Raw genomic sequence first — 22,077 nt, 5'->3', positions numbered from 1 at the left:
TTTATTGAATGATTCCTGCAAAGGTCTGGTTGATGTGGGTACGCAACCTGCGCATATATTCTTCCTCCAGCCAATTGCGATAATTCTTGGTGTTGTTCATAATAAGATAGCAGTACTGCCGTACTCTGTAAGCGGCGTCTTCCTTCAATTCCTTGGACAAGATCCTTGCATCAAAGACATCCTCGCTATTCTCTAGGCACATTTGGGCATGTTGCTCTATTGAAGCTTCTAAGGTCTTCATAGCCTTTTGTCCACTGGCGATCACTTCTTTGTATTTTCTACGAATGTCGAAACTGATATCCTCTGTATTCTTGAATAGTGCTCTCACTTCAGGAGGCATTTCGTAGGCGAAGTTGCGTTCTATCTCTTCGTCGTTCTTGATATTCTCGAGATAGAAATCTGGATGATGAAAGATCTCTTGCCAATCGATCGGGGATTCCCACAATCCAAATCTAGCCGCGTTGTTCCCTAGGTCGATGATATTAAAAGAATCCTTTTTGGGCAACACGCGTGATCCTCGGCCTATCATTTGGAAATAAAGCGTTAATGATCTGGTTGCACGATTCAGCATGATGGTTTCCACGGTGGGTTCGTCAAATCCGGTGGTTAGGATACTCACCGACGTAAGAATGGCATCAGGTGTTTTCTTAAACCATTTTAGTATTTCCTTGCGCTCGTTAGAACTGTGCGTATTGTCTAAATGTCTAATATCATACCCTGCCGCCTTAAAAGTCTCATATACGTATTTAGAGGTATTGATCCCATTGTTGAAGATAAGGGTTTTGGTCCCAACCGCATGATCGTGATAGGCATCGAGCAATTTCTCTTGCATCACATCGCTGGTGTATAATTCTTCTGAAGACTTCACCGTGTAATCGCCGTGCATCCCCAATTGAAGACTGGTAAGCCCTACATTGTGCGAAAAGGTCTTAGGACGTGCCAAAAAACCTTTCTTGATCAAGGTCGCTATAGATTCGCCAACGATCAGTTCTTCGTAAGTGTCCTTCATAGGAAGGTCGGCATTGGAACTAAGTGGTGTTCCCGTAACTCCTAGAATAAAACAGTTCTTGAAATAATCATAGAGTTTCCTAAAGGAGTTGAAATGTGCCTCATCGATTATGACCAATCCAACATTATCGATCTCAAGTTTATCGTCGTTCAGGCGATTGTTCAGTGTTTCCACCATCGCCACAAAGCACATGTACTCATCCTGATCGGGGAGTTCTTTTACATCACTGCTGATCACCTTGTTCTTTACGCCAAAGCCTGAGATCATGGTGGAGGTCTGTTTGCTTAATTCGATGCGATGTGTAAGTACAACGACCTTCTTCTGCTTTTCCTTTATATATCGGCGAACGATCTCTGAAAAGATAACGGTCTTACCACCACCCGTTGGAAGTTGGTACAATAAATTATAATTAGAAGGCTTGGAGTTGATACTCTTGAAAATCGTATCCAGGTCCTTCTGCTGATAATCGTATAATGTTTTGGTTGTTTTTTTGGGAGAAAGGGTGGTTTCTTTCAAAATCATTAATTGTGGTTTAAAGTTGCAAAAATAGCCCCTTTTTACCTTTCGACATAATTGATTCTGTTAAGGTTATAAAAAGTCCGATAAAAAGTGTTTAATTATTAAGAAAATGATAACAAAATTAGGATTTCGGCGTGTTTCTACTGAGAATATGGTGGTTAACGACTAGGAAAATGTTAAACGGGATCGATGTACTGGAAATAAGAAAAACAGATGCTCAAGTTGATCTCGATACCCGTCCGAACGGAACGGACGGGCAATTCCTCGTTTCACTCGCAATCACTCGAACTGACATTGCGGTATGGAATTGTCACTTCGAGTGATTTTGCACCACAAAATTGTATCGAGGAGTACTTTGATTCAATAAATATTATCGTATCCCCTTATCGTTCATACAAACCGCTCCAACAAGGTCGTTTGCTCTTGGATCGCCACTTTGAATTCGTCTTTTAAAGTTTCGATCAGATCGGCAACAGATTTTACATCCTTGATACTCGTAACGCCTTGTCCAGCAGACCATATCGTCTTCCAAGCCTTCGCTTCGGTATCCATCTCCTTTCCAAAATCGATCTTTCCTGTCGCCTTCAATTGTTCTTCGGTAATGCCCATCGCCTGCAAACTGGGTCCCAAGAAATTTGCGGCAACACCAGAAATGGCTGCTGTGTATACAATATCGCTCGCGCCAGCATCGATGATCATCTCGCGATACCCATCTGGAGCTTTGCTTTCTTCCGTATTGATAAATCGCGTTCCCATATAGGCGAGATCAGCCCCCATTTGCATGGCAGAGGCAATATCTCTACCCGTACTTATACATCCCGAAAGTAGAATCGTTTTTTTATAAAAACTACGTATTTCAGCAATAAAAGGCATTGGATTGATCGTGCCTGCATGACCGCCAGCACCAGCAGCCACAAGGATCAAACCATCTACACCAGCTTCGGCAGCCTTCTCGGCGTGACGCTTTTTGATCACATCGTGGTAGACCAGGCCACCATAACTATGCACAGCATCCACCAATTGAGAAACGGCTCCCAAAGAGGTGATGATCAAAGGAACTCGATGCTTTACACACAATTTAAGATCGGCCTCCAATCGCGGGTTGGAATGATGTACGATCAAATTCACACCAAAAGGCGCTGCTTTTTTTCCGGTTTCGGACTCAAAGTCAGCCAGTGCCGTCTTTATCTCTATCAACCACTCCTCGAAACCTTCACTTGTTCGCTGATTTAGCGCAGGAAAAGTCCCGACGATCCCATTCTTACAACATTCGATGACCATTTTTGGGCCAGAGATCAAAAACATGGGTGCCGCTACTGCTGGTAACGTAAGAGCATCGATAAAGGGTGGTGTACTTTGCTTCATAGTAGAGATATTTTTGTGGGCTAAAGATAGTGGAATGTATTTAGTTTTTCTGGATGAACGCGATCATTAATTTGGCCAATTCTTCGCCCGCATCTTCCTGAATAAAATGTCCGCCACCCTTAATTTCCCGATGTTCTTGACCCTTAGCTCCTGGAACTGCCAATTGGAAGTATTTGTCACCCCCTTTCATGATGGGATCCGAATCACCAAAGAGGGTCAACAGTGGCTTTGTCCATTTTTTTAAAACTTCCCAGGCGGCGTCACAGGCTGGTAATGCATTATGAGGATCCTCTCCTTCAAAAGGTACCAAGGCGGGAAATATTCTCGCCCCAGATTTAAAGGTCTCATCAGGGAAAGGAGCGTCGTAGGCTGCTAGGATTTCTTTTGATAATTCTGAGACCGTAGCCTTTTGTAAGATCGTTGACACAGGAAATTCTGGCACCTTCTGAGAAAAGTCTCGCCAATTCCTAAATGCTTCATTGGCCTTTAGACCAGACATGGGAAGAAAGGTATTTGAGACGACGATGCGACTAAAAAGCTGCGCTTCCTCGGCAGCGATTCTTAATCCTGTGAGTCCACCCCAATCTTGGCAGAATAGATTGATGTCCTTCAATCCCAATTTGAATATCAATTGCTTTAACCAATCGATATGATTCTGAAAACTATAGTCGGACGTCTCCGAAGGTTTGTCAGACTTTCCGAAACCGATAAGATCTGGAGCTATGACCCTAAATCCTGCATCTTTAAAGATCGGGATCATCTTTCGGTATAAAAACGACCAGCTTGGTTCGCCATGGAGTAAAAGCACTATGGGACCATCACCTTCATCCAGGTAATGCATTCGCAATCCCTCGGCCATTTCGCAGAAGTTGGACTGAAAAGGATAATCCGGTAGGTTTTCAAATCGGGAAGCAGGTGTTTTTAAGATCTTCATATAGAACAACGTTTATAAGTGTATGAGATAGCCCTTAGATGGATCTACTTTTCCCTTAAGCATCCGCTGATAAAAATCAAGGAATGTTTCCTTTTCGGATATGTGCTGAAGTTCAATATGTTCAGAAACAATTGCTATATATTGCTTCAAAAAACCTCCCATTTCGGAATTCGTCCTTTCAACTCCCCATTCCTCATAGCGTTTTTTGATATGGTCTGGAGCGAAAAAGAACTTGGCCCGCGGAAGTGCCTTAAACTCTTTTTCTGCGGTCCAATCTGTCCATCCAATCAATGCGGTGTATAGCAATTCTGAGTTCAGAACTTTATATAATTTCACCAACAGATCGGTATTTCCTGCAAAATCCACCACTACTGAAGCGGTCTTATCGAGCGCTTCGTCCACTTGGTCATAGGCGATCACTTTATCATAAAAATTTGTTTCTTCAAGGAAATCCACATGCTTTCCAGAGGTCAAGGCAATGATCTTTTTACCATCCTCCTTTTTATGTTGACCTAGCATAAATGCAAGCGCCAAAGCGGTCTTTGAGGACGCACTGGTTAGAATTACTTGATCGGCACCGAAAAAAGCTTCGTCTTTTAAAAAATAATAGCATAGAAACGAGGTGACGAACAGTGGGCCCAAAATAGGTTGAAAACCTTCTCGTGCCTTTTCGTACATCGGATCAGAGGCCGTATTTGTGTAGAAATTGTATATCGCAGGAAGCTCTTGTCTGTGTGCTGTTGCGTCTACAAAACCAAGGGGACTCTTTTTTATGGGTGTCACTTTCAAATAATCGCTCATGGGATAATACCCATAATACCGTTCCCCTTTTGAGATCGAATCGTCCTTTGAAGCAACCACCGTGGCAAATCCCCAAGCTGGAATGATTCCGTAAGGTGAGGGAGCTGGGAAAAAGTGCCAATAGCCGATCGTATCGCCTACGACGGCATAAGTGATATTATTTGCGGTGAAGGCATAGTAATCGATGCTTAAAAGTACTTCCCCTTCTTGAAGGTCATCAATGGTTTCCTCTTTGAAGATGGCTTCGGTGATATTGGACTTATTTACTAAAAACTGATGATTGGTATAGGTCATAGCGGTAGTTATTCAAACATAAGTGAAACAAACTCGGCCACACAGGCAGGTTTTTCAACATTCTCGATCTCTATGGTACAAACCCACGTAATTTTAAGGCCATTATCGCCATAGGGTTCTGTCTTTTCGATTTTCCCATGTAAGCGCAGTCTGCTATCCACAGGAACAGGATGCGGAAATCGCACCTTATTCAGGCCATAATTCACTCCCATCTTCACACTTTCAACGGTAACGATATCCGTTAGCATTTTTGACAATAACGAGACCGATAGAAAGCCGTGAGCAATCGGTTTTTTGAAAGGCGAATGCTTTTTGGACTTCGCAATGTCCACATGGATCCATTGAAAATCCTGTGTCGCCTCAGCAAAGGAATTGATCATTTTTTGGCTAACGGTCAGCCATTTTCCGGTTGGAAGGTCTTTGCCTTCGTATGTTTTAAATGAAGTGAGATCTTTACAGATAAGTTGGTCCATACATGTGATTATTGGTTAGCCTGATCAACCGTTTGATCTTTTGCACTTCTAGAAAGAAATGAAAAAGTGCGTTATCTAGAAATTCCCCCATCGATAGTTAAACAGATCCCTGAGACAAAGGAGGCTTCGTCCGAGGCCAAGTACAAATATCCATAAGCGATGTCCATTGGCGACGCGGCCTTCTGTAAAGGAATCTGGGATTTAATTCCGTCTAAACGTTCTTTCGGGATCTGTTCGGTCATTTCGGTAAGTGTAAATCCTGGTGCCAACGCATTTGCCGTTATCCCATATTTGCCCAATTCCATGGTCCATGTCTTGGACATGGCGATCACGCCTGCCTTGGTCGCCGAGTAGTTGGTCTGCCCAAAATTGCCTCGCAAACCAACATTGGAGGCAGCTGAAACAATGCGACCATAGCCAGCTTCCTTCATGTATTTTGAAACGATCTGCGTACAAAGAAAGACCCCCTTCAAATTCACATCGATCACCGCGTCCCACTCCTCGTCACTCATTTTGTGGAGTGTTCGGTCCTTGGTAATGCCCGCATTATTGATGAGGATATCGATTTTCCCAAATTTTGAATGGATCCTGGCGGCTTCGGTTTCAATGGCGGCTCTATCGGTGACCGAAATACTGGTGAATTCGGCTTCCCCTCCCAATTTTTTAATACCTTCGGCTGTCTCTATTCCTTCGGGCAGCAGGTCCCAAATAATGACCTTGGCACCCTCTTTGGCGAAGAGTTCTGCAACGGCCTTGCCGATACCGCGTGCGCCGCCAGTGATGATGGCTACTTTATTTTCTAATCTCATAGCATGTGGTTGGTTATTGGTAAGCTATTCTTTTATTTTTTTGAAACTTGTACCTTCTCAAAAACGATCTTCTTATCCGTAGCGGTCATTTTTACAATACAAAACGGCTCTGTGAGCGCCATCGTGGCCATATCATTAGGTCCAGGACCATTTTCTCTGACCCATATTCTTCGAGTTCCTTCCAGTTCTTCTACGGAATCTATGTCTATGGAATATCCTCCGGTGTTCTTTTGCCCCATACACAGGATGACGACCATTTCCTTGTCAAAATCGATATTGGGTAAAGGGTATCCGGGGCGACGTGTCATGTTGATCTTTATATAGAAATCCTGAAGGGCCTTGGGTTCTTTGATTACCAGGATCTGAGGCTCCACAGGACCACCCGAGGCGTCCTGCACCAATACTTCGTATTTTTTCTCTTGCGAAATACTCATCGGTCTTTCATTTTTCGTTTTATCAGGTTGCTGTTCATTGTTGACCGGAGATCTACTTCCGCCACACGAAAGGATGATGGTCAAAAGAACTAAAAAGATACTTTTCATTTTTTTAGAATTTTTTAGTGCCTTGAAGATGCTAATCGTCTTGATGGTCATTAACAATAAAACTTCTTCGAGCTCATATCATATAAAAATTGAAGCGGGGTTAGTTACGCCATCGAGAATGCCTTATCATAGATCTGTTCATATAAAGGTACGATATTATTGATGTCGAACTTCTTTGCCTCATCGTAGGCATTTTGCTTAAACTTCTCCAAGGTTTCTTCATCCTTTAGGATCTCTAATGCATTTTTCGCCATATCGATGACATCGCCTACGTCGCTGAGATAACCTGAAACTCCATGCTTATTGACCTCGGGGATACCGCCTGTATTGCTAGAGATGACAGGTACTTTTGATATCATTGCTTCCAATGCAGCCAAACCAAAACTCTCGGTCTCTGATGGTAACAAGAAAAGGTCTGAAAAACAGAGAATACGATCGATCTCATTGCTATTGCCTAGGAAGACGACCTTATCTAGAATTCCCAACTGGTCACATAGAAGTTCGGCTGGTTCTTTTTCTGGGCCTTCACCTACCATCATCAGTTTTGCAGGTGTTTTCCGTTGGATCTCATAAAAGACCCTGATCACATCTGGAATCCGCTTTACAGATCTGAAGTTACTGATGTGGGTGATGATCTTTTCATCATCATTTGCCATGATACTGCGTTGACAATCGGTGAATTGAAAGTCATGTTTATCCACCTCTATGAAATTCGGTACTACCTCGATCTGCTTTTTGATGTTAAAAAGCTTCATGGTATCTTTTCTAAGACTCTCGGACACCGAAGTGACCACATCAGATTCGTTGATACTAAAGGTTACCGCCGGGCGATAATTGGGATGACTTCCAACGAGGGTGATATCTGTTCCGTGCAAGGTCGTTACCATGGGAATGGATATCCCCTCTGCGGCGAGCATTTGTTTGGCCATATATCCGGCATAGGCATGAGGAATGGCGTAATGCACGTGTAGCAACTCTATTCGGTATAATTTTACCATATCGACCAACTTGCTGGACAAGGCCAACTCATAGGGTTGATAATGGAACAGCGGATAGTCGGGAACATGCACTTCATGAAAATGTACGTGTTCGCCTAAAAGTGCAAGACGTACAGGCTGCTTGTAGGTGATGAAATGTATTTCGTGCCCTCTATTGGCAAGTGCCAAACCTAATTCTGTAGCGACAACACCACTACCTCCGAAAGTAGGATAGCAAACTATGGCGATTCTCATTTCTTGTTTTTAGATGTTGGTTAATAAGTTAAATTCTTTGGCACCAGGAATAACCTTCTCCTCATGTCTCTTCGTCATTCCTCGATGGCATCGTAGATGGCCTGTTGTATCTTGGTCCGAATATCTGTACGGATCAGTTTTCTGTTGGACATCGTTGGGTAGGTTCGGTTGGATAAAAAAACATAGACCAACTCTTGTTCTGGGTCTGCCCAGGTATAAGTCCCTGTAAAGCCCGAATGTCCAAAACTTGTCATGGAAACACAACCGCAGGTTGGGCCAACCTCATCTAGCTGTGGTTTGTCAAAGCCTACACCACGTCTATTATCCTCTTCACAATAATAGCAGGTATTAAATTTATCAATTGTTTTAGACTGTAAATAACGCCTACCACCATAATATCCTTTCTGTAAGTACATCTGCATGATCTTTGCCACATCATTCGCATTGGTAAATAGTCCTGCGTGGCCTCCAACGCCATTCTGCATGGCGGCACCCATGTCGTGCACATAGCCATGTACTTTCTGATATCTAAAATAGTCATCTATTTCGCTAGGGACTATCATATTTTTGTTAAACTTTTCCAAGGGATTATAGGTCGTATAATTAGCTCCCAAGGATTTGTAAAAATTATTTTGCACCAGCATATCCAAAGATTCAAGGTATTCCTTTTCTATGTACCGTTTCATCAAGTAGTATGGAAGGTCGCTATACTTATATTCAAGGCGTTGCCGAAGATCGCTTTCCACAATTCTGTTGAATATGGTGTCTTTATAATCGTTACGCAAGAACATATTGTCCATGATCTTTATACCAAACTTCTTTGAAGGTTTGGACCGATAATATTCCTTTAGCGGCAATCGATTAACGGTGTCCAGGGTCCTTAGATAAAAGGGGATCCAAGGTTTCAATCGAGCATAATGGCTCAACATCGTGATCAAGGTCAAGGAATCTTTGTTGGAACCTGTGATCTCTGGCAACATCACCCTGAGTCGGGTATTCATTTTTAACTTACCACGCTCCTCTAGTTTCATGACCATAGGCAAAGTGGCGAGGATCTTTGTAAGTGATGCCACGTCATAGATATCATTCCATTTCACCCTTTTGCTATTATAGGTATGTTTCCCAAATGCTTTATGGTAGATCACTTTCCCACGTCTAGCGATCAATATCTGGGCTCCGGGGGACATTGCCGAGTCAATGACCATCTGTGCTAAGGTATCCACTTTCTTTAGTTTTTCCATATTGATACCAACACGATTGGGCAAGGTGTACCCCAGACGCTTCAACGAAGAGGTCTCCCAAAAGGTGTTAACCGGGAAATCCTGATGGGCGCTCACAGGGAGTCTACCTTTAGCTTTCAACGCTCCGAAGATGATCTGCGCCGAGGCTTCTTGAGCATATTTGCTGTTCTGATAGCTGACCACCACACCTTCTAGATTGGTGGTAGAAGCTAAGTCTAAGAGCGCATATGGTTTTACGAAAATATCTAGAATAACATTGTTATTTCTTGCGATCTCATAGAGCCATACCAATTCCTTATCTGTAAACTTATAGGATTTCCATGGATTATCATTTGACCTGTGCAGACCGACGATGACCAGATTATAAGGTTTTAGCTTAGTGATCATCTCATCCAATTTACTTGCATTGATCTGGTCTACCTTAGTATACTTCTGAAGGGTCTCTAAAAAATCCAAACCAGAATCGTCACCCATATGCACATAGGCGATCTTTTTGTTATCGAGATTCTTGATCGGAAGGATCGCACCTTGGTTCTTTACCACAGTGATGGCTTCCTCGATCAGCTCGCTGTAAAGTTTATCATCTTCAGGGGTGTTAAGCTCTTCAAAGAGTTTTTCCCTCTCTACAGGGCAATATTCATGAAGACCCACTTTGTACTTTGCCTTGAGTATCTTCTTCACCGAGTGCGCTAAGCGCTCTTCTGAAATAGCACCATCGTTATAGGCCTCTTCAATTTTGGTCGATGCCTTTGAAACATCCTCGGATATCAATAACACATCATTGCCCGCAAGAAAGGCAGCCAAATCGATGTCGCCCGGTTCGCTAAAGTTAGATGCGCCCTTCATATTTAGAGCATCGGTAAATATAAGTCCGTTGAAACCTAATCGTTGTTTTAAAATATCAGTGACGATATTCTGGGAGATCGACGAAGGATATCCAGCTCTCGATTCTAAGCTGGGGACATTGAGATGGGCTACCATCACACTGGCGAGACCATCAGAGATCAATCTTCTATACGGATACAATTCGATGCTGTCTATGCGTTGCGCCGAAAAATTGATGGTTGGTAAGGTCTTGTGCGAATCCTGATCCGTATCTCCATGGCCAGGGAAATGCTTTCCGCAAGCCAAGACACCAGCACGCTGCATTCCACGAGCAAAGGCCATTCCTTTTAAGGTCACATTTTCTTTATCTTCACCAAAAGCCCTGTTTCCAATGATTGGATTATCGGGATTGGTATTGATATCGATATCTGGGGCAAAGTTGATATGCACCCCAAGTCGTTTGTTATGTTCACCAATCCGTTTCCCAACGGCCTCAATAAGCTTGTTATCTTGAATGGCCCCCAAAGTCATATTCCAGGGAAAGGCATAGGTAGAGTCTAGGCGCATAGCGAGTCCCCATTCGGCATCCATCCCTATCAATAAAGGTACTTGCGATAGTTCTTGAAATTCATTGTTCAATTTCGCCTGTCGTTGCGGTCCGCCCTTAGAGAAAATAATGCCACCTATATGATGTTCCGTAATCAATTTCTTTATTCGATCGATGTGCTGTTTTTCTTTGGAAGAAAAAACATCTACCATGAACAACTGCCCAATCTTTTGCTGGAGCGTCATATTGCCATAAATGCTATCTACCCATTTTGCCTGATGTTCCACATTGGAGGCGAGTAAAGGATCGATCTGCTGGGCAGTGATCAACGAGAAATTCAATAAGGTAATGAGGAAAACGATTCGCTGCATGTAATTCTTCTCTATCATAGGATGATGTACACTAGTACTGATCTATCAAACAATTATTATTCCAAAATATTTTGAGGCATCCAATTTATATTACAAATCCCGCCACCGAGACATCGGGAGAGCGGGACTTAAATATAGTAATTTATTTAAGACCTCACAGGTTTTTGAAACCTATGACATCGAGTGATTATTTTAAAAAACGGCTGTGCCAACTTTCAGCAGCTGGCACTTCCCAACTTTCTTCAAATTCCCCTTTATTGACCACCAAATTATTAAAAACAATGGTCTTCTTACCCACCGCGCCTTCTTTGGCCATCTTCTTGAAATCCAACAACGGCTTATATGCAATATAATCACCTTGCTTATAAGATACGTTCATTTTATCCATAAGGTCTACATTATATTCCCGCTCCAGTTGCTGAATAAAATGCACAGAGGCATCGATGGAGCATCCTGAAGCTGCATGGAGCGCTTGATCTAGTGCGATGATAATGAATCGTTTGTATTTGATCTCAAAGCCCGCCTTCAGATCGGCTCCGTGCGCCGTCCATTGCTCAAGAAAATGATCGAGCTTTTCCCTGATCTCTGCAAGCTCTTCCTCGGTAAAAGAACGGTTGGCCTGATAGATCCAAACACGCGCCGTATCTGGCAAGGTATTAAAGTCTGTTAGCATTTTTATTCCTTTGGTTTTGGGTACTAGGTTTTGGGTTTTACGCATACACCTAAGATTCTTCAAGTGCATTTTATCTTTTGTAAAAATACAAAACCCCCTTCATCAAAAGGAGGTCTTCGTTTGCAATCTTATGTTAAAAACTATCGTTTATAAGTCTTGTGCGTTGGCGATCAGCTCGGCGATGTCCATCACAGCGATCTCATCCTCCTTTTCTTTTCCTTTGATACCATCGGTCATCATCGTATTACAAAACGGGCATCCTGCCGCGATAATATTAGGCTTGGTCTCTAAGGCTTGCTCAGTACGTTCGATATTGACGTCCTTATCTCCTTTTTCGGGTTCTTTGAACATCTGTGCACCGCCCGCTCCGCAACATAATCCCTGCTTTTTGCATTTGCGCATCTCTACCAACTCTACATCCAATTTACGGATGAGATCTCTTGGCGCTTCATATACGCCATTGGCACGTCCCAAATAGCAAGGGTCGTGATAGGTAATACGTTTTCCTTTGAATTGCCCTCCTTCAATCGTCAGACGACCTTCATCCAATAAGGATTTCAAGAATTGTGTATGGTGCATCACCTCGTAGTTTCCTCCTAAGGAAGGGTACTCATTTTTTATGGTATTGAAACAATGAGGACATGCGGTGACCACCTTCTTGATCTCGTAGGCGTTCATCACCTCGATGTTGGTCACTGCCTGCATCTGAAACAAAAATTCGTTCCCTGCACGCTTCGCTGGATCGCCAGTACAGCTTTCTTCAGCACCTAACACGGCAAATTCCACATCGGCCCTGTTCATCAGCCTTACAAAAGCTTTCGTGATCTTTTTTGCTCGATCGTCAAAGCTACCGGCACAGCCTACCCAAAAAAGTACTTCGGGCTGTTTGCCTTGGGCCATCATCTCTGCCATGGTAGGCACTCTCAATGTCTCGCTCATATATATTCTTCTGTTGTCAGTTTTCGGTTGCCAGTTGTTAAGCCTTCGGTAATCTTTTGTCAGTTACCCGACTAAAGAAAACTGCGAACTGCTAACGGCCAACTGCTAACTTGATTAGTCGTGTTTTCCGTCGTCGAAGACTTCGATCTTCACTTCCTTTTGTACCATATCGGTAAACTTCCCGTTGTAGCGAGTCGCTTTTACAAGGTGATTATCGATCCAATGGTAGTTTCCTCCTCTTGGCTTGCCCATAAGTAAGCTGTGGTATTTGAAACCATGGTCTGCCAACCATTTTTCAGTTACCGCTCTGTGCGCCTCTGTTCGCGATGTGAAGAAACATATCATGTGTCCTTCCTCGTACCATTTGTTGCAGGTTTCCTTTGCATCCTCGAATGGCTCGCAAGTGGCCATTCGCCATGGCTCCTCATTAGGCACATCCTCGGTGATCGTACCATCGATGTCGATCAAGTAATTCTTCACACCTTCGGGCAATACCGGGCTGATGTGTTCTCCTGCTTCTACCTTTTCATGTAACAGTTTATCTGCTTCTTCTCTGTTCATAGCTTTTCAATTTGATTATATAAATTTACGCTTCGTTTTTCCAATTTAAACGGTCCATTTGGTTATAAGGCCAAGGCGCGCCGTTGTTCTCAATGTTCTGCATCATGTTGTTCAACTCGACCGGTGCGGCTGATTGCTCCATCACCAAATACTTTCTCATTTCAACGATGATCGATAATGGGTCGATGTTTACCGGACAGGCTTCAACACAGGCATTACAAGAAGTACATGCCCAAAGCTCCTCGCGTGTGATATAGTTGTCTAACAATTGCTTGCCATCCTCTTTGAACTCGCCTCCGTTAGCGTCGATATTCTTTCCAACCTCCTCCAAACGGTCTCTGGTATCCATCATGATCTTTCGCGGCGAAAGTTTCTTCCCGGTTTGGTTGGCAGGACATTCGCTCGTACAACGTCCGCATTCGGTACAAGTATATGCGTTGAGCAAACTCACCCAGTTGAGATCTGCTACATCCGAAGCTCCAAATTTCGCTGGTGCTTCTTCGGTCTCACCTTCAGCGGGTGCTGCAAAGGGGTCAGCATTGGGGTCCATCATCAGCATCACCTCTTTAGTAACGGCCTCATCATTCTTAAATTTTCCCTGTGGCGCCAAATTGGCGTACCAGGTATTCGGAAATGCCAATAAAATATGTAAATGCTTGGAGAAATACAGATAATTCAAGAAAATGAGAATGCCAACGATATGCAACCACCAGGCGCTGCGTTCTATGAGGTGTAGGGTACTTTCTGAGACACCATCGAACAATGGGGCGATATAACCACTGATCACATTACCTACTCCAGCTTCCTGGAATGGAGCATCCGTCGCATTCATGACCAAGAACAACGTCATCAAGACCATTTCGAAATAAAGAATGAGGTCGGCATCCTTCTTTGGCCATCCCTTCATTTCTGGCTTGATGAATCGCTGTAAGCGGATGGCATTTCTCCTAAGCCAAAATATGATCACCGTGACAAAGACCAAGGCGGCCAAGACTTCGAATGTACCTATCAGAAAACCGTAAACCGCCTCCCCCAATATAGGTTGAAAGATACGATGTGTTCCAAAAATTCCGTCGATGATGATCTCTAAGACCTCGATATTGATGATGACGAATCCCACATAGACAATAATATGCAAGAACCCTGCGATCGGTCGTACGACCATCTTCGATTGTCCCAGAGCGATCATCGCCATGTTACGCCATCTTTCGGCCTTGTTATCGGTTCGGTCAATGGCGGTCCCAAGTTTGATATTGCGAATCAACTTCTTTACATTTTTAGCAAAATAGCCGATTCCTGCAGCCAATATGATAGCGAAGATAATATTTGGGATATATTCCATAAGTGCTTCGTAATTTTAGTTCTTTGAATTCTCTTCGACAGATGTTTCGGGTGTTTCCTTTGGCGGATCGTATTGCTTTGGTCGCTTTCCAAACAATGAAAAGTGAACATATCGCTTAGGATTGAGTTTCATATCCTGCAACAATTGCTCTAGCTGTTTCGAGGCACCAGAAAGATTGTCGTAAAGAGCTTCATCTTTTAAGAGCTTTCCAACGGACCCGTCACCACTTTCGATCTTGGCCAAGATACCGTTCATATTATTGACCGTCGCTTGGAGATCTTTCACGGTTTTTCCAAGGTTGGCCTGTGCTAGCGTATCGGATACTTTGGAAAGATTGCTCGTTATATTCTCTGCATTGGCGATGGTCTTATCCAACCGCTCCTTGTTTCCAGCAACAATGCCATCGATCGATCTGGAGGTCTTTTTGAAATTATCGATCACTTGGCTTAGACCAGAAAGACTTCTTTTTAGATCTGCTTGCGCCTTGGCATCGAATACCGAATCGACCTTGCCCACCACTGAATTGGTAGACACCAATAGTTTATCAAGATCCTTTAGAAAAGGCTGTAACTTGTTCTCAACAGATTCTGTGAGTCCCGGTCGATAGCTCGTTGTTAGGGTATCACCTGACTTGGCCGTCTCGGCATTGTCAAATGCTGGCATGATGGCCAAGGCCTTTCCGCCAATAACACCTGCCTCATAGATCTCGGCCTTGCTATTCTTCGAAAACTGGAAATCATCCTCCACATTGAACGTCACCAGCAATTTCCCTGAACTGTCCATAAATCGGATATCTTGGATCTTCCCAACCGGAAACCCATTGATCGTCACGACAGTTCCGGTGGTAAGGCCGCCTACGTGACTATAGATCGCGTAGAAGGTCCTTGCCGACTGAAAAATGGGGTTGGCCTTTAAATAGCTAAACCCAAAAATAAATAAAGCAATGCCAGCCAATGCCAACAATGCTGTTTTGATCTCTCTAGATATCTTCAAACTATACAGCTTTATCGTGTCGAAACAAAATTAGAAATTATTTTAGAAAGAACTAATCTAATTTGCCACTGATCTAAGGGCTTCAGAAACGCTTATCCGCTGACCATCCTTATAGGCAACAAGATAGGCCGAGGGATATCCTTTCTCACGCGCTTCAGCCTGTAGTCGCTCAGCTTCCGTATAGTTGGAGGTATTTCCGTAGAAATAACGATACAGGTCATTAAAAGACTCTCTGGAAATCGTAGAAAGGCCATTGAAATTGTAGGGTTCCGTTTCGAGCAATCTGCTGCTAGCCGCAATTTGCACCTTAAAGGTCACCCCTTCTACAATGACGGGTTCGGCGTCTGATGTGACCATTTCGGGCTCCTCCTTTTCGATCACTTCATCCAAGGAAAGATTTTGAGATACCACCTTTCTATAGTTTAAAACCGACGTGGCGATCGATTTGGCCATTTCTAGCTGACCCTTGGTAGAACTGAGATAGGCGCCCTCATATTTGTTGGTGATAAAGCCCGTTTCGATGAGTACGCTGGGCATAAAGGTCTGGTGCAATACAATAAAACCTGCCTGCTTTACCTTTCTATTTCTTCGTTTTAATTTATTGGTGAAACCATTTTGAATAATTCCAGCCAACTGGATACTTTGATCCAAATATTCCTCTTGCATCAACAGCAAACTGATCACAGACTCCTCGTCATTGGGATCGAAACCATCGTATTTCTGTTCGTAATCCTCCTCTAAGAAAATCACCGAGTTCTCTTCCTTGGCAACCTTAAAATTCTGCTTATTGGCGTGAAGCCCCAGCACCCAGGTCTCAGCTCCATACGCCTGACTATTGTGTGCATTACAGTGAACAGAAACGAAAAGGTCTGCATTGGCCTCGTTAGCAATTCGGCCTCTTTCGTAGAGATCTACGAAGACGTCGGTCTTACGCGTATAGACCACTTTGATGTTATCGTGCTTTTCGAGCTCCTTCCCTATCTTTAGAACAATGTTAAGGGCGATATCCTTCTCATTGTAGTGCTTGGTCTTCTTCCCCGGATCCTTTCCGCCGTGGCCTGCATCCAAAACAACAGTGAAAACACGGTCTTTGGCTTGCTTTTTGATGGGAATGTAAGAAGACAAGCAAACCGAAAGTATGACGACTCCCAAAAAAATCACAAATTTCCTGCTCATAAAATATTTACCTCTTATCATTGTTATTAAAACGAAATAAAATTTTGGTATTGCAAAAGTCACCAAAAAAATATGTTTAATTTTGAGCCTTCAAAAACTAGGCCATACTTTTACAAAAATAGGATATACACCATTGCAAACAACCTCTCGCCATATACTTTTATCAATAAGTTTTGCACTATTTTTTGCACATGGTTTTTCCCAAGAAGGCCAAGAAAAATCCTTTGAAAATAAAGATAAGCCAAAAGACTCCTTGAACCTTTCTATCAACGAGATCCTTCCCGAGATACGAACTGCAGAGATCGACACCACCGAGGTCGATAGTATCACACAAGACAGCGTGACAAAAAAACCGCTTTTGGAAGGTAAAGTACACAAGGAAGCCAAAGAATATATGCGGGTAAGCAGAAAGGAAGGAAAGCTGTATCTGTATGACGAGGCGGTGGTAGAATATTTGCAGACCAAGGTCGAAGCAGGCTCCATTGTCCTTAACTATGAGACCAATGAGGTCTTTGCCAAAGGAATTCGCGACTCTTTGGGCAACTATGTCCAGCCTCCTATTTTTACGCAGGGCGGTGATGTCGTGGAGCCAGACTCTATCCTGTTTAACTATGACAGCAAGCGTGCCTTGATATGGAATAGTCGCACGGAACAGAATGATTTCAAGGTCTTTGGAGATATCACCAAACGGGAAAACGATTCGGTCGTCTATATCCAGAATGCGCGTTTTACCACCTCAAAGAATCTCGAAGACCCAGATTACTACATACGAGCCAGACGCATCAAGCTGGTGCCAAAGAAAAAGATCGTCGCTGGCTTCTCCAATATGTATATCGCCGATGTGCCGACACCTATCGGACTTCCGTTTGCCTATTTTCCCTTGCAGGATGAGGCGACGGCTGGGTTTATCTTTCCAACACTTGGAGAGAACAACGAACGCGGCTATTTCTTTCAGAATGGGGGTTATTATTTTCCCATCAGCGATTATATCGACCTCGCGGTACTTGGAGATTACTATACCAATGGTAGTTACGGTTTTCGCCTGGAAAGCACCTATGCCTGGCGCTACCATTACCGCGGAAATTTTAGCTACCGTTTTGAAAACTTGATCAGAGGTGAGCGTGGGTTCCCAAACTTCTCCAAGTCGAGGATCTACAACATCGTTTGGACACACAGCCAAGATAGCAAGGCCAATCCCAATTCGCGTTTTTCCGCTTCTGTGCGACTGGGAAGCAGCCAGTTTTTCAGACAATCGGTGAATCAGTTGAGCACACCCAATTTCTTGAATAACAGCTTGAACTCCTCCATCTCTTATTCTAAGACCTTTTCGGGCTACCCATCGGTAAACCTATCGCTAACAGCCACGCATTCGCAAAATACCAATACAGAGATCATCAACATGACCTTACCGACCTTGCAGGCGAGCGTGGAGCGTATCTTTCCTTTTGCCAAAAGGGACAGTCCCAAGAAAGGAATCATAGAGAATATCAACTTTCAGTATAATGTAAGAGGCGAAAATCGCATTCAAACTACCGATTCTCTCTTTCTAAAGAGTGAAATGTTCGAAGATGCGCGTGTGGGGATGCAACACTCCATTCCCGTAAGTACCAACTTTAAGGTGGCCAAGCATTTTAGTGTGTCCATGGGAGGGACCTATACCGAGAATTGGACCTTGAACACCATCAGAAGAAATGATTTTGACCCCACTTTGGGAGCTTCTACCATCGATACGCTCAATAATTTTGACGCCTTTAGGCAATATAACTTTAGTGCAAGCATTGGAACGACCATCTACGGAACCTTTGACCGGGAGAAAGATGGGCAAGATCGAAAGATCAAAGCGATTCGCCATGTGATGCGCCCTACAGTAAGTTATAATATCAATCCGGCCTTTGACCAATACTACGATACCTACATCATAGATGCTGATGGAAACACAGCAGAATTCACCCGTTTTGAACAAAGCCTGTTTGGAACGCCCAGCCGTACCTTCTCTAGTTCGATAGGCATGGCATTGAGCAATAATTTTGAGGCCAAGGTGCGCGACAAAGACTCCACCGCCACAGAACCCAAAAAGATCGTCCTTTTGAATAACCTCAATTTCTCTACCGCCTATAATATCGCAGCAGACTCATTGGCATGGAGTCCCGTGAGGATGAATGGAAACACCGCGATATTTAACAGTAAGATGAACATCAACTTTGGGGCGACCTTTGACCCCTACGCCTTGGACAACAACAATCGACGTATCAATACCTTCAATATCGATAATGGCGGAAGTCTATTTAGACTGACCAGTGCCAATGTGAATGTCAATTACTCCTTCTCTAGCAAGAGTTTTGAGAGCAAGAAGACCGACGATGACAATTTGGACAATGCTCGTAACGGAGGACGGAGCGATGACCTCTTTGGGGAGGCCCAAGACTTTACAGACAACCGATTCTTTGCAAAAGACGATGAGAACGAAGAGGAAGAACGTCCAAGCCTTTACAAGGCTACCATCCCATGGGACCTTCGATTGGCCTACACCATCACCTATTCGAATGCGCAGCGACAGAATGATATCAGCAACAACTCGTTGATGTTCTCTGGCAATGTGAAACTCGGCACCAAATGGAAGGTCGGCGCCTCTTCGGGCTATGACTTTAAAAATAAGGGATTCACTTTCACCCAATTTCGTTTTGAGAGGGATCTAGATAGTTTTCGGATGAATTTCAACTGGGTGCCGTTTAGTGCGCGTTCTTCGTGGTACTTCTTCATCGGTATCAAATCGAACATCCTTAGAGACCTTAAATACGACAAACGTAGGGAACCGGACAGGCGATTGTAGCGGTTGGAAGTATGAATTAGGAAGCTGTTTATCCTAGGGTGTTTCAACAATACAAAGGTCTTATCCAGCTATCAATGATGCCTGTTTGCCTTTGACAAGATCTGATCTGAGGATTTAGATTCTGTTGCTTGGAGTTTCAGCCCTGGGCAATCTTCCAAACAAACAATTCTTCGACAACCGCCAGCGAAGGCAGAACGTTTAAAGTTCGAAACTCGAATTCCGTCTGTTGCATTATCAATTATAATTGGCTTAACACGAATCTGAGATCCTTATTTGTTAATTTAGCACATCAATAATCCATCAAACTAAAACCGATCATGAAAAAGATCATTACTACCGACAAGGCCCCTGCTCCTCTTGGCCCTTACAATCAAGCGACTTTAGTTGATAATACCCTGTATATGTCCGGGCAGATCGCCATCAACCCTGCCACCGGAGCCATGGTCTTAGACAATATTAAAGACGAGACCAAACAGGTAATGTCTAATCTGAAGGAAGTTCTAGCGGCGGCTGACATGACCTTTGAGCATGTGGTGAAAACGAGCATCTTCTTATCGGATATGCATAATTTTGCACAGGTAAATGAAGTTTATGGCGGTTACTTTGACGAGGCCACAGCTCCTGCCCGAGAAACAGTGGAGGTTGCCAATCTTCCAAAGTTCGTCAATGTGGAGATCTCTATGATCGCGGTGAAATGATTAATGAGCTATTTTTAGGTCAGTGTCCATGGGGTTTCAGCAATTACATCTGGAATTGATTATTTTTGGACAACACCAATGATCTATGGCCGACTTATGTCCACTTTGTGAAAATATCGGAGACCTATTCTATGAACATGAAAAGAAGGGTACCTATTTTCGATGTAAGACGTGCTTTGGGATTTTTATAGATGCTGCACTTTGGCCATCGGATGAAGAAGAAAAAGCACGATATGAAGAGCATAATAACGATGTAGAGAACAAAGGCTATCAAAACTTTGTCGCTCCTATTTCTTCTGCCATCCTCAATGAATTCTCAAGAGATGATAAAGGACTGGATTTTGGTGCCGGAACAGGTCCGGTCATCTCCAAAATCCTTGATGATCATGGCTACGACATCGTCCAATATGACCCCTATTTTCATAACTATCCCAACCTTTTGAAGCGAACCTATGATTATATCGCTTGCTGCGAGGTGATCGAACATTTCCATCATCCGAAAAAGGAATTTCATTTGCTGAATAAACTCTTAAACAAAAAAGGGAAACTCTACATTATGACCGACCTTTATGATGAGGACACCACATTTCACAATTGGTATTATATGAACGATATAACGCACGTATTTATCTATCATGAAAAGACCATTCATTGGATCAAGGATGCCTATGACTTCTCTGAAGTGACTATTGACGAAAGACTGATCATCTTTAATAACTAATCTATTTTTCGAGCTTGTTCTTCGCTTCGATCCATTTGGACATATACTTGGTGCTTTGCATCGTCTGATGCTGTAATAGAGATCCTATAAAATTTGCATCTCGATGAGCGCTCAGGTCGTTAAGCGGCACTTTAACCCTATCGATGAAACATGCTTGCAGTTCTGGACCATTGAATCGCTGGTTGAGCACCTGAATCCCATTCTTCTGGCATTGCAGCCAAAGGGTTTCATTTTGATATAATGCAACGGCTTTATTGGCAAATATAAGAGCATCGTCTTCAACCTCTCCGTTGTATGGTAGATCTCCATAAATCCCTTCAGCTCCTATGGTCGTAGTTACCACTGGGGTACCATTTTTCATGGCGGTGACCAATTTTCCTTTAAGTCCCGCTCCAAATCGTAAGGGCGCTAAGCATATTCTTGATCTTTGCATCACATCATCCGCATCGCTCGCCCAACCTTTTATCAAGAATCCTTCAGTTGGATCATTTAACTGCATCGCTTTTGGTGGAGGATACGCTCCATAGATATGAAGCTCTGCCTTTGGCAGCTGCTTTTTGATCAATGGCCAAATGGTCTCCTTGAGATACAATACGGCATTCCAATTGGGCTCATGTCTGAAGTTGCCAATCGTTACGAAATGTTTCCGCTGCTCGAAGGATAGCAACTTCGATGAGTCGTTTATCGTCATTGGTTTCAACATAAAAGGGAGATAATATAAAAGGGACTCACTTATTTTGAAATGTTCCTTTAGCAGTTGCATCTCAAATTCTGAAATGATCAAGGACAAGTCACAACGATAGATGCTAGCGATCTCTCGTTTAGCGATATCACTTTTAAATAGATCTTCTATATTGAATTGTTTCCCCGATGTAAAGGCTTCTTGACGGGTTTTGCGCAGGCAGTGTAGGTCTTCGGTATCGAGTATACGTAAAGCATTGGGGCAATGCGCTGCGACGCGCCAACCAAACTGCTCCTCCATCATAAAGCGATCAAAGAGTACGATAGTAGGTTGAAGCGCCGCAACAAAGACATCAAAGCTCGCGTCATTGAGCTGAATGTGCTCCTTTCTTGCGCCCATAGCTTCAAGGTCGACCATATGATCCGTCTCCTGCGCAGGACTCGCAAAGATGACCTTCCAACTTTGACTTAGAAACAATCGTAATAGTTGCATCATTCGAC

General features: G+C 43.4%; 19 protein-coding genes. 3 read left to right on the top strand and 16 right to left on the bottom strand.

What is annotated here, in order from left to right; translation table 11 throughout:
* Nucleotide 1: 1 nt before the first annotated feature.
* The 15 genes from ACFQ1M_RS09345 to ACFQ1M_RS09275 all read right to left on the bottom strand — a co-directional run bounded on the left by ACFQ1M_RS09345 (nucleotide 2) and on the right by ACFQ1M_RS09275 (nucleotide 16,646).
* Nucleotides 2-1,531: a DEAD/DEAH box helicase gene (locus ACFQ1M_RS09345; protein WP_386407361.1), complete on the bottom strand. Its 1,530-nt coding sequence runs from the start codon at nucleotides 1,529-1,531 to the stop codon at nucleotides 2-4.
* Nucleotides 1,532-1,918: 387 nt separating this feature from the next.
* Complete coding sequence (locus tag ACFQ1M_RS09340; RefSeq protein WP_386407358.1) at nucleotides 1,919-2,893, bottom strand: NAD(P)H-dependent flavin oxidoreductase; 975 nt, start codon at nucleotides 2,891-2,893, stop codon at nucleotides 1,919-1,921.
* A 40-nt stretch (nucleotides 2,894-2,933) separates the two neighbouring features.
* The gene (locus ACFQ1M_RS09335; protein ID WP_386407355.1) at nucleotides 2,934-3,827 is read right to left on the bottom strand and encodes a haloalkane dehalogenase; all 894 of its coding nucleotides are present in this window, start codon (nucleotides 3,825-3,827) and stop codon (nucleotides 2,934-2,936) included.
* 12 nt (nucleotides 3,828-3,839) lie between these two features.
* Nucleotides 3,840-4,922, bottom strand: coding sequence for a DUF2855 family protein (locus ACFQ1M_RS09330; RefSeq protein ID WP_386407352.1), 1,083 nt, complete (start codon nucleotides 4,920-4,922; stop codon nucleotides 3,840-3,842).
* Between the two features lie 8 nt (nucleotides 4,923-4,930).
* Nucleotides 4,931-5,395, bottom strand: coding sequence for a MaoC family dehydratase (locus ACFQ1M_RS09325; RefSeq protein WP_386407349.1), 465 nt, complete (start codon nucleotides 5,393-5,395; stop codon nucleotides 4,931-4,933).
* 71 nt (nucleotides 5,396-5,466) lie between these two features.
* Nucleotides 5,467-6,204 carry a 3-oxoacyl-ACP reductase FabG gene (fabG, locus tag ACFQ1M_RS09320; protein ID WP_386407346.1) on the bottom strand — a complete coding sequence of 246 codons (738 nt, stop codon included), beginning with the start codon at nucleotides 6,202-6,204 and terminating at the stop codon, nucleotides 5,467-5,469.
* A gap of 32 nt (nucleotides 6,205-6,236) precedes the next feature.
* Complete coding sequence (locus tag ACFQ1M_RS09315; RefSeq protein ID WP_386407343.1) at nucleotides 6,237-6,746, bottom strand: protease complex subunit PrcB family protein; 510 nt, start codon at nucleotides 6,744-6,746, stop codon at nucleotides 6,237-6,239.
* A 104-nt stretch (nucleotides 6,747-6,850) separates the two neighbouring features.
* The gene (gene bshA / locus ACFQ1M_RS09310; RefSeq protein WP_386407340.1) at nucleotides 6,851-7,978 is read right to left on the bottom strand and encodes an N-acetyl-alpha-D-glucosaminyl L-malate synthase BshA; all 1,128 of its coding nucleotides are present in this window, start codon (nucleotides 7,976-7,978) and stop codon (nucleotides 6,851-6,853) included.
* Nucleotides 7,979-8,052: 74 nt separating this feature from the next.
* Nucleotides 8,053-10,980, bottom strand: coding sequence for a glycoside hydrolase family 3 N-terminal domain-containing protein (locus ACFQ1M_RS09305; protein WP_386407337.1), 2,928 nt, complete (start codon nucleotides 10,978-10,980; stop codon nucleotides 8,053-8,055).
* Between the two features lie 169 nt (nucleotides 10,981-11,149).
* Nucleotides 11,150-11,635 (bottom strand): ABC transporter ATPase, encoded by a 486-nt coding sequence (locus ACFQ1M_RS09300; RefSeq protein ID WP_386407334.1) that lies wholly within the window; start codon nucleotides 11,633-11,635, stop codon nucleotides 11,150-11,152.
* 147 nt (nucleotides 11,636-11,782) lie between these two features.
* On the bottom strand, nucleotides 11,783-12,574 hold the full coding sequence (locus ACFQ1M_RS09295) for a (Fe-S)-binding protein (RefSeq protein ID WP_386407331.1): 792 nt from the start codon (nucleotides 12,572-12,574) through the stop codon (nucleotides 11,783-11,785).
* Between the two features lie 114 nt (nucleotides 12,575-12,688).
* Nucleotides 12,689-13,135, bottom strand: a complete 447-nt coding sequence (locus ACFQ1M_RS09290; RefSeq protein ID WP_386407328.1) for an LNS2 domain-containing protein — start codon at nucleotides 13,133-13,135, stop codon at nucleotides 12,689-12,691.
* Between the two features lie 25 nt (nucleotides 13,136-13,160).
* Nucleotides 13,161-14,477, bottom strand: a complete 1,317-nt coding sequence (locus ACFQ1M_RS09285; RefSeq protein ID WP_386407325.1) for a 4Fe-4S dicluster domain-containing protein — start codon at nucleotides 14,475-14,477, stop codon at nucleotides 13,161-13,163.
* Between the two features lie 15 nt (nucleotides 14,478-14,492).
* The gene (locus ACFQ1M_RS09280) at nucleotides 14,493-15,470 is read right to left on the bottom strand and encodes an MlaD family protein (protein WP_386407322.1); all 978 of its coding nucleotides are present in this window, start codon (nucleotides 15,468-15,470) and stop codon (nucleotides 14,493-14,495) included.
* A 57-nt stretch (nucleotides 15,471-15,527) separates the two neighbouring features.
* Nucleotides 15,528-16,646, bottom strand: a complete 1,119-nt coding sequence (locus ACFQ1M_RS09275) for an N-acetylmuramoyl-L-alanine amidase family protein (protein ID WP_386407319.1) — start codon at nucleotides 16,644-16,646, stop codon at nucleotides 15,528-15,530.
* 82 nt (nucleotides 16,647-16,728) lie between these two features.
* Here ACFQ1M_RS09275 and ACFQ1M_RS09270 point away from each other — a divergent pair, with 82 nt between their 5' ends.
* From ACFQ1M_RS09270 to ACFQ1M_RS09260, 3 genes are all read left to right on the top strand, one after another.
* Nucleotides 16,729-19,476, top strand: a complete 2,748-nt coding sequence (locus tag ACFQ1M_RS09270) for a putative LPS assembly protein LptD (RefSeq protein WP_386407316.1) — start codon at nucleotides 16,729-16,731, stop codon at nucleotides 19,474-19,476.
* A gap of 317 nt (nucleotides 19,477-19,793) precedes the next feature.
* The gene (locus ACFQ1M_RS09265) at nucleotides 19,794-20,174 is read left to right on the top strand and encodes a Rid family detoxifying hydrolase (protein WP_386407313.1); all 381 of its coding nucleotides are present in this window, start codon (nucleotides 19,794-19,796) and stop codon (nucleotides 20,172-20,174) included.
* Nucleotides 20,175-20,259: 85 nt separating this feature from the next.
* A complete protein-coding gene (locus ACFQ1M_RS09260; RefSeq protein ID WP_386407310.1) occupies nucleotides 20,260-20,895 on the top strand; it encodes a class I SAM-dependent methyltransferase in 636 nt (211 codons plus the stop codon).
* Nucleotide 20,896: 1 nt separating this feature from the next.
* On the opposite strand, the gene ACFQ1M_RS09255 is transcribed toward ACFQ1M_RS09260, so the two are convergent.
* Nucleotides 20,897-22,072 (bottom strand): glycosyltransferase, encoded by a 1,176-nt coding sequence (locus ACFQ1M_RS09255; RefSeq protein ID WP_386407307.1) that lies wholly within the window; start codon nucleotides 22,070-22,072, stop codon nucleotides 20,897-20,899.
* Nucleotides 22,073-22,077: the final 5 nt, after the last annotated feature.

The organism is Sungkyunkwania multivorans (assembly GCF_042675645.1).
GTDB lineage: Bacteria > Bacteroidota > Bacteroidia > Flavobacteriales > Flavobacteriaceae > Sungkyunkwania > Sungkyunkwania multivorans.
The sequence above is the reverse complement of the archived record's forward strand: the minus strand, read 5'-3'. Positions and strand labels throughout refer to the sequence as shown.